Genomic DNA, 8,616 nt, shown 5'->3' with positions numbered 1-8,616 from the left:
GAGGTCAGCCAAGCCTTGAAGATGGCGCTGAAGGGACGCCGGGGAAGTCAGCCGCTGGTCCATCATTCCGATCGCGGCGTCCAATACTGCGCCCATGAATACCAGGCCATTCACCGCAAACACGGGCTGATCTGCTCGATGACCGACGGCTACGACTGCTACCAGAACGCCTTGGCCGAACGGGTCAATGGCATTCTCAAGCAGGAATTCCTGCTCCAATTGCCCGACGATCTACACGAGGCTCGGCGCATGGTCAGTCAGTCTATCGCCATCTACAACACGGAACGGCCGCATTGCTCGCTACAATTGAAAACGCCCGATGAGGTTCATCGGGCATCTATGCAGGCCGGCCATTAAGCCGGCTTGTCCGTCACAACAGGTGTCAACCTAATTCAGGACGGGTCAACTTTCCCGATCTCGTCCGCTGCAGTTCAGCTGCGACGCCACCCGGACAAGGTCGCAGCTTCCGGCAACGGCCCGCCATGGGCCGTCGCCACAGCCACGACAGAACGCTTACCGCAACTGCTCCTGCAGCAACGCCAGGATCTTGCGGGCGGTTTCGGACGAATCCTCGCCCCCCTCGCGGGTCATCACGCTAACCACCGATTTCTCGCCCTCGCCGCGGACACGCAGGCGGTATTCGCCGCCCTTCTGCACCACCTGCTCGTTGCTGCGCCAGAAAGCGAGCTTGGACAGGATGCCCTCGGACTTCTTCGTCTGCACGTCCGCATCCGGATCCACGTAGCGGACGAAGAAGAGTCCCTTCGAGCGGTCACGGTCCTCGACCGTGAAGCCGATGCGGTCCAGCGCGAGACCCACGCGACGCCACGCCCGGTCAAAGGACTCGTCCATTGCCAGCGTCACGCTGCCGCCGGTCGCCCCCTTGAGTGCGGCACGCTCGGCCGCCGGCGCCGCCGCGACGATTGCCGCCGCGCGCTCTTCCGCAGCACCGAGTCGGACCATCAGGCGACGCAGCATTTCCGCTTCGAGCTCGGGATCGGCCGGGCGCGGCTGCCACACGGTCGAGTCCTTGGCCTCGTTGGGATAGATCTCCATCATGCCGCGGTGACTGATATAGATCTCGACGGTATCGGGATCCTTGCCCGCCTCCAGCCGCGTGCGGAACTTGTCGCGCACCGGCGTCGAGAACACGCCGTCGAGCACCTTGCCCAGCGCCGAGCGGATGAAGTCCTGCGGGATCTTCGCACGGTCCTCTGCCCAGTCGGTCTCCATCACCCCGACTTCAGGACGCTCGACGTTGAGGATGAAACCCGTTTCGAGCCAGAAGTCTTTGACCTTGGGCCACATGGTTTCCGCCGACCCCTGGACCACCAGCCAGCGCTGGCTGCCTGCGCGCTCGACGCGCATGCTTTCGACCTTCGGCAGCACCTGCTGCTGGCTCGCAGCCGGCTGGGGCTGCGCGCGGTCGGTCGCATACGCCGAGTAGGTCGCCACACCCTTGGGCGAGACGTCCGGCACCACATAGCGGTCGTCGCGCGTCGGTGCCGTGAGGTCCGGCGGAATCTCCAGCGACGGCAACTGCCGCGCGCTCTTGTAATCGATCTTCTTGGATTCGACGAGGGAGCCGGAACAACCCGACAAGGCGATGGCCGCGCCGAGCAGCGAGGCCGCAGTACGCAAGGTACGATTCATGAGTTTCGGTAATTCCAGGAAATATCAGACGTTCACGCCGGCACGACGCATTGCGGCACGTACCCGTTCGTGCAAGCCCTCGGACAGCGGCGTGAGCGGGAGGCGGATGCCGGACTTGATCAGGCCCATCTGCTCGACCGCCCACTTCACCGGAATCGGGTTGGCCTCGCAGAACAGGTCGCGGTGCAGACCGACCAGACGCGCATTGATCTCGCGCGCCTTGATCGCGTCGCCGGCGATGGCCGCGGCGCACATCTCGTGCATCGCACGCGGAGCGACGTTGGCGGTCACCGAGATCGCGCCATGACCGCCCAGCAACATGAAGGCCATGCCGGTCATGTCGTCGCCGGTATACAGCGCAAACCCCTTGGGCGCGCGCTCGATCAGGTCGCACGCCCGGTCGATGCTGCCCGTGGCGTCCTTGATGCCGACGATGTTGGGAATCTGCGCCAGCCGCAGCGCCGTGTCGTTGGACAGATCGGCCACCGTGCGCCCCGGCACGTTGTACAGGATCAGCGGCAGTTCGACCGCCTCGGCGATCGAGCGATAGTGGCGGTACAGGCCTTCCTGCGTGGGCTTGTTGTAGTACGGCACGACCGACAGGTGCGCCACGGCGCCCGCCTTCTGCGCGAAGCGCGTGAGCTCGATGGCTTCGGCCGTCGAATTGGCGCCGGTACCGGCGATCACGGGGACGCGTCCTGCCGCGTGTTCGACGGCGACGCGGATCAGCTCGCAGTGTTCTTCGACGGTCACCGTGGGCGACTCGCCGGTCGTTCCGACGATGACGATACCGTCGGTCCCTTCGGCAAAATGGAAGTCGATCAGGGCGCGCAGGCGCGGAATGTCCAGGCTGCCATCTTCGTTCATCGGGGTGACGATGGCGACAATCGATCCGGTAATCATGGAAGCGGCCGAAAATTAAAAGAACCGATTCTACCTGATCGAAGCCGGACGGCCAGTGGCTTGCTTGCAGGACCGGGCCGCGGATCCGGCTCGCGCCCGCACGATTCGCATCGGGCGCCCCGCAACCCGGCGCTCAAAGGTCGGCAAGCGCCTTGATATGCGCCACGACCGAACGCGCCAGCGACGACAGCGAATAGCCGCCCTCGAGGATCGACACGATGTTCTTGTGCCCGCATTCCTCGGCCACGGCCTTGATCTGCTCGGTGACCCACACGTAGTCCGACTCGACCAGCCCAACCGAACCCATGTCGTCCTCGTAATGCGCATCGAAGCCGGCCGAGATGAAGACCATCTGCGGCTTGTGCTCCCTCAGCGCAGGCATCCAGCGCTCGGCGACGATGGTGCGGAAGGCGTCGCCGCGCGTCCCCGCGGGCACGGGCACGTTGACCATGTTCGGCGCCGTGCAGTCCGCACCGCTGTAAGGATAGAAAGGATGCTGGAAGATGCTCACCATGAGCACCCGCGGGTCGTCGCGAAAGGCGTCTTCCGTACCGTTGCCGTGATGCACGTCGAAATCGACGATCGCCACGCGCTCCAGCCCGTGCGCCTCGAGCGCGTGACGCGCGGCGATGGCGACGTTGTTCAGGAAGCAGAACCCCATCGCCTTGCCGCGCTCGGCGTGGTGGCCCGGCGGACGCACCGCACAGAATGCATTCTCGATTTCGCCCTTCAGCACCAGATCCGTCGCCAGAACGCCAGCGCCCGCCGAGCGCAACGCCGCCTTCATCGTCCCGGAGCTCATCGCGGTATCGGGGTCGAGGTGGCGGATGCCGTGATCGGGCACGCTGGCGTTGAGTTCCGCGAGGTAGTTCGCCGGATGCACCCGGACGATCTGCTCGTCCGTCGCCAGCGGGGCGTCATAGAACGACAGGTACATGTCGAGACCGGCGGCGATCAGCCGATCGTTGATGGCCGCCAGCCGATCCGGACATTCCGGATGGAAGGTTCCCATGTCGTGCAACCAGCAATCGCGGTGCGTGATGAACGCAGTCGTCGTCATACCCCCCCTCTCTCGCGTGCGGGCCAAGCTTCCCGCATCCCTGTCTTCGAATCGGCGCGTCCTTGAAGGGCGCGGCCTGTCGGTCTTTGTTCTATTATCACCGCTTCCCGGTGAATTTCACAGTACGCCCGCGCCATGCCCCACCGTTACGCAATTCGCGTTCTCGAAGCCGCCAACTGCATCATCCTCGGCAAGGACCGCGAACTGCGGCTCGCCCTCGCCTGCCTCGTCGCGCGCGGACACCTGCTGATCGAAGACCTCCCCGGCGTGGGCAAGACCACGCTGGCGCACGTCATCGCACGTCTCATCGGCCTGCACTTCCAGCGTATTCAGTTCACGAGCGACCTTCTTCCCGCCGACATCGTCGGCGTGTCGATATTCGACCGCGAAGCAAGCAGCTTCCGCTTCCACCACGGCCCCATCTTCAGCCAGCTCATCCTCGCCGACGAGATCAACCGTGCCACACCCAAGACGCAGAGCGCGCTGCTCGAAGCCATGGAAGAGCGCCAGGTCACGGCAGACAGCGAAACGCACCCGCTACCCGAGCCGTTCTTCGTCATCGCGACGCAGAATCCGTCTCACCAGATCGGCACCTTCCCCCTGCCCGAGAGCCAGCTCGACCGCTTCCTGCTGCGCATCCGCCTCGGCTATCCCGACCGCAGCGCCGAGCGGGCACTGCTGATGGGCGAGGACAGGCGCGAACTCCTCGACCGCCAGCGAGCCGTTATCCAGCCGGACGATCTACTGGCCATGCAGCAGGCCGCACACTCGATCACCGTATCCGAACGTCTCATCGACTACGTCCAGGCGCTCCTCGCGAGCACACGCCATAGCCCCGAGCTCGCCGCCGGCCTCAGCCCGCGCGCGGGCCTGGGTTTGATCGCCGCGGCCCGCGCATGGGCCCTCATCGAGGGTCGCGACCACGTCCTGCCCGAAGACATCCAGACCGTATTTCCGCACGTCGCCGCCCATCGCCTGCATACCGCGGGTGATGGGCGCAGCATCGCCCCCGAGGTGCTAAGCCAGCTCATCCGCGACGTACCCGTCGTCTGATGCCCCCTCGCTCCGACGCTTGGCGCCGCCAATTGATCGCCCTGCGTCGCCACCTCGATCGCTGGCTGTTTCGCGTCGGCCCGCCTGAGACGGCCCCGATCGTGCTCGGCCAGCGGCGCATCTTCGTATTGCCGACACCCGCAGGGCTGGCCTTCGCGACCGCGCTCCTGGTCATGCTTATCGCATCGATCAACTACAACCTGAGCCTCGGCTACGCGCTGGTGTTCCTCCTCGGCGGAGTATCGGTCGCGAGCATCGTGCACGCCTTTCGCAACCTGCTGCACCTGTCCTTCACTCCGGGACGCGCCGAGCCGGTCTTTGCCGGCGAACGTGCCAGTTTCCACATCGTCGTGGCCAACCACCGGCCTGCGCGGAGACCTGCGCTGCGTCTCACGGCACGCGGAACGGTCGTGCCGTTCGAGATCGGCGCCGGCGACAGCGCCGACTTGATCGTTCCGGCCGTGACCGCAGGACGCGGCTGGATGGCGCTCGGCCGTGTACGCATCGAAACGACTTATCCGCTCGGCCTTATCCGCGCGTGGAGCGTACTGGTTCCCGAGCAGCGTTGCCTCGTGTATCCGGCCCCCGAACCGACGCCCCCGCCGCTGCCCGAAGGCGCATCCCGAAATCTCGGGCGGCGGACCGGCTCGGCCGGCGACGATGACTTCGCGGGGCTGCGCACGCATCAGCCGGCGGACTCTCCACGCCACGTCGCCTGGAAGACGCTCGCCCGCGGCGGCCCCATGCTCACCAAGCAGTTCAGCGGCATGGACGGCGGGGAAATCCATCTCGACTGGAGCACCCTGCCGGCCGAACTCGGCACCGAGGCCCGCCTGTCGCGCATGACGGCCTGGATCGTGGCCGCCGGGCAGCGGGGCCTCGCCTTCTCGCTCGCGCTGCCCGACGTCAGAATCGCAACCGGGCGCGGTTCCGAGCACAGCGCGAACTGCCTGCGGCGTCTTGCTCTCTTCGGAACGGACGCCGCCGATGCGTGACACGCACTCCCCCACTCGCACCCAGTTCGGCTGGCTGCTGGCCGCCGTGTCCGCGACGCTCGCGCCTCACGCGATCGAACTCCCCTACTGGCTGGTCATCCTCTGCGCCGGCCTCATCGCCATCCGCAGCACGCTGCTGTGGCGGCGCGGGAAGCCGCCCCGCCAGCTTCTCATCCTGCTGGTTGCGGTCGCGGCGGGCATCGGGGTGCGGTTCGAATTCGGCCATTTCTTCGGCAAGGATCCGGGCGTCGCGCTGCTTGCCGTGCTGCTGTGCCTCAAGCTGCTCGAATCGCGCACTACACGCGACCTGCGCGCGGCCGTCCTGCTCGCCTACTTCCTGCAGGTCGGACTGTTCTTCTACAGCCAGACGCCGGGTATTGCAGCCCTCGCGCTCGCCGGCGCGCTGCTGACCACGACGACCCTGCTGAGCCTCGAGGACGCTGCCGCACGGCCCGCGGCCCAGCTGCGCACCAGCGCGGTGCTCCTCGCGCAGGGCCTGCCCTTCATGCTGGTGCTGTTCGTGCTATTCCCTCGCGTGCAGGGACCGCTGTGGGGCCTGCCGTCGGATGCGTACAGCGGCATGACCGGACTCTCCGACACGATGACGCCCGGCTCGATCAGCCAACTCGGCCTGTCCGATGCCATCGCTTTCCGCGCCGAATTCAGCGACACCCCGCCGCCCCCTTCCCAGCGCTACTGGCGCGGCCCGGTCCTCACCCGCTACGACGGGCGAAGCTGGCGACCGGGCTTCAGCACGATCGCCGCCGCGCCTCGTTACGCCCCCTCGGGCCGTGCCTACGAGTACCGTCTCACGCTTGAGCCGCACAATCAGCCGTGGCTCCTCGCGCTCGATTTCCCGGCTGCGAACATCCCGAAAACGCGCTATGCGGACGACTTCCGGCTGCTCGCCGAACAGCCCGTGCGCATGCGCACACGTTTTGACCTGCGCTCGTATCCCGCAACCGCGGTGGGCAAGGACGAGAACGCCATCGTGCTCGCCGAGGCGCGGCGCCTTCCGGCCAACTTCAATCCGCGCAGCACGCGCCTGGCACAGGAAATCGCGGCCGAAGCTCCCGACTCCGCCGCGATCCTCGCTCGCATCCTCGAACGCCTGCAGGGGATGGACCTGACGTATACGGTCAGCCCGCCCCTTCTGGGCACCCATGCAGTCGACGAATTCCTGTTCGACACCCGGCAGGGGTTCTGCGAGCATTTCGCATCGGCCTTCGTGTTCCTGATGCGGGCGGCAGGCGTTCCGGCCCGCGTCGTCACCGGCTATCAGGGCGGCGAGATCAATCCGGTCGACGGCAGCCTCGTCGTGCGGCAGTCGGATGCCCACGCCTGGGCGGAAGTGTGGTTCACCGGACGCGGCTGGGTTCGCGTCGACCCCACCGCGCTGTCCGCTCCGGCCCGCATCGAGTCGGGCCTGAGCGCGGCCCTGGGGGACTGGGACGCCCTCCCGCTGCTCCGGCGCCCCGGCATGGACTGGCTGCGCGAGGTGCGACACCGCTGGGAAGCCCTGTCGAATACGTGGAACCAATGGGTTCTTGGATACAATCCCGACCGGCAACGCGACCTCCTCGAGCGGATCGGATTCCCGCAGCCCGACTGGCGCACGCTGGCGATGCTCCTGGGCACCTCTGCGGCGGGCTTGATGATGCTGCTCCTGGCGTGGGCCTTTGCGCTGCGCCGTCGCCGCGATCCGCTCGACGCCGTATGGGCACGCTTTTCCCGCAAGCTCGCCCGCCACGGCGCGGCCAGACATCCGTGGGAGGGCCCCCTCGATTACGGCAAGCGGCTGGCAATGACCTTCCCCGAGCGCGCCGAACCGCTGCGCACGATCAGCGAAGACTACGCCCGACTGCGCTATGGCGCGGAGCCTGCCGACCCGCGCAGCGTGCGCTTGCTTGCCCGATCCATCCGGAGACTGAAGCTGAAATGAAACGAACCCTCGCCGTCGCCGCCCTGAGCCTCGGACTGATATCACAGCCGAGCCTCGCCAACGGCTCCTACGCGGAACGCCCCGAAGCCATCCGCTTCGCGGACTCGATGCAGGAAAAACACGGCTTCGACCGCGACGCAGTGCTGGCAGCGCTCGCACAGGCCCGCCCCGAACCTCGCGTCATCGACCTCATCCGCCCGCCCGCGACGCCCGGCACACGCTCCTGGCAGCGCTACCGCGCCCGCTTCCTCGACGGCAAGCGGATCGACGGCGGCATCGCATTCTGGCAGGCACACGCGGCCGCACTGCAGAAGGCCGCCGATCGGTACGGCGTCCCGCCGGAAATCGTCGTCGCCATCATCGGCGTGGAAACCTATTACGGGCGCAACACAGGCAACTTCGAGACCGTCTCGGCCCTCGCGACCCTCGCCTTCGACTACCCGCCGCGCGCCGCGCTCTTTTTGGGCGAACTCGAACAACTGTTCCTGCTCGCGCGCGAACAGGTCCGCGACCCGCTGTCGTACTACGGCTCCTACGCGGGCGCGCTCGGCTATCCCCAGTTCCTCCCCAGCAGCATCCGCAGCTATGCCGTCGACTTCGACGGCAACGGGCACATCGACTTCGACAACGAGCCCGTCGACGCCATCGGCAGCGTCGCCAACTACCTTGCCAGGCATGGCTGGGTACGCGGCGAAGCGGTCGCCATTCCGGCCCTCGTGCCCCCCGAAGCGGATGCGCAGACACTCGTCAACGCCGGCATCGAACCGTCACTCGCGCCCGAGACAATCGCCTCCGCCGGTATCGTCGCCGCCAGCGCCAGTCCGCCGGCAGCGCCGGCGACCCTGGTCGACCTCGCGACCCCTGGCGCGCCCACCGAATACTGGCTCGGCTATCGCAACTTCTACGTGATCACGCGCTACAACAAGAGCAGCTTCTACGCGATGGCCGTGTACGAGCTGGCGCGCGCACTGCGCGACCAGTACGCGAACCTCGCCGCGCCGCAATAGCCA

At 66.8% G+C, this 8,616-nt stretch carries 8 protein-coding genes; 5 read left to right on the top strand and 3 right to left on the bottom strand.

Annotated elements, in window-relative coordinates; translation table 11 throughout:
• Positions 1-357, top strand: a 357-nt coding sequence (locus tag BW991_RS11700; RefSeq protein ID WP_139335925.1) for an integrase core domain-containing protein, incomplete at its 5' end; no start/stop codon positions are given.
• A 156-nt stretch (positions 358-513) separates the two neighbouring features.
• Here BW991_RS11700 and bamC read toward each other — a convergent pair.
• The 3 genes from bamC to BW991_RS11685 form a co-directional block, all read right to left on the bottom strand.
• A complete protein-coding gene (gene bamC / locus BW991_RS11695) occupies positions 514-1,653 on the bottom strand; it encodes an outer membrane protein assembly factor BamC (protein WP_076602275.1) in 1,140 nt (379 codons plus the stop codon).
• A gap of 24 nt (positions 1,654-1,677) precedes the next feature.
• Positions 1,678-2,556, bottom strand: coding sequence for a 4-hydroxy-tetrahydrodipicolinate synthase (gene dapA, locus BW991_RS11690; RefSeq protein WP_076602274.1), 879 nt, complete (start codon positions 2,554-2,556; stop codon positions 1,678-1,680).
• Between the two features lie 133 nt (positions 2,557-2,689).
• Positions 2,690-3,616 carry a histone deacetylase family protein gene (locus BW991_RS11685; protein ID WP_076602273.1) on the bottom strand — a complete coding sequence of 309 codons (927 nt, stop codon included), beginning with the start codon at positions 3,614-3,616 and terminating at the stop codon, positions 2,690-2,692.
• A gap of 135 nt (positions 3,617-3,751) precedes the next feature.
• On the opposite strand from BW991_RS11685, the gene BW991_RS11680 reads away from it, so the two are divergent.
• From BW991_RS11680 to mltB, 4 genes are read left to right on the top strand one after another with little or no spacing between them, the layout of a single operon-like run.
• Positions 3,752-4,669 carry an AAA family ATPase gene (locus BW991_RS11680; RefSeq protein ID WP_076602272.1) on the top strand — a complete coding sequence of 306 codons (918 nt, stop codon included), beginning with the start codon at positions 3,752-3,754 and terminating at the stop codon, positions 4,667-4,669.
• 32 nt (positions 4,670-4,701) lie between these two features.
• The gene (locus BW991_RS11675) at positions 4,702-5,664 is read left to right on the top strand and encodes a DUF58 domain-containing protein (protein WP_244551673.1); all 963 of its coding nucleotides are present in this window, start codon (positions 4,702-4,704) and stop codon (positions 5,662-5,664) included.
• Entirely contained in the window at positions 5,657-7,606 is a 1,950-nt protein-coding gene (locus tag BW991_RS11670; RefSeq protein ID WP_076602270.1) for a transglutaminase TgpA family protein, read from the top strand. The genes BW991_RS11675 and BW991_RS11670 overlap by 8 nt, the downstream gene beginning before the upstream one ends.
• A complete protein-coding gene (gene mltB, locus BW991_RS11665) occupies positions 7,603-8,613 on the top strand; it encodes a lytic murein transglycosylase B (protein WP_076602269.1) in 1,011 nt (336 codons plus the stop codon). The genes BW991_RS11670 and mltB overlap by 4 nt, the downstream gene beginning before the upstream one ends.
• Positions 8,614-8,616: the final 3 nt, after the last annotated feature.

It is taken from the genome of Aromatoleum tolulyticum (genome assembly GCF_900156155.1).
Lineage (GTDB): Bacteria > Pseudomonadota > Gammaproteobacteria > Burkholderiales > Rhodocyclaceae > Aromatoleum > Aromatoleum tolulyticum.
Note: the sequence above shows the minus strand (reverse complement) of the source record. Positions and strands in the feature narration are given on the sequence as shown.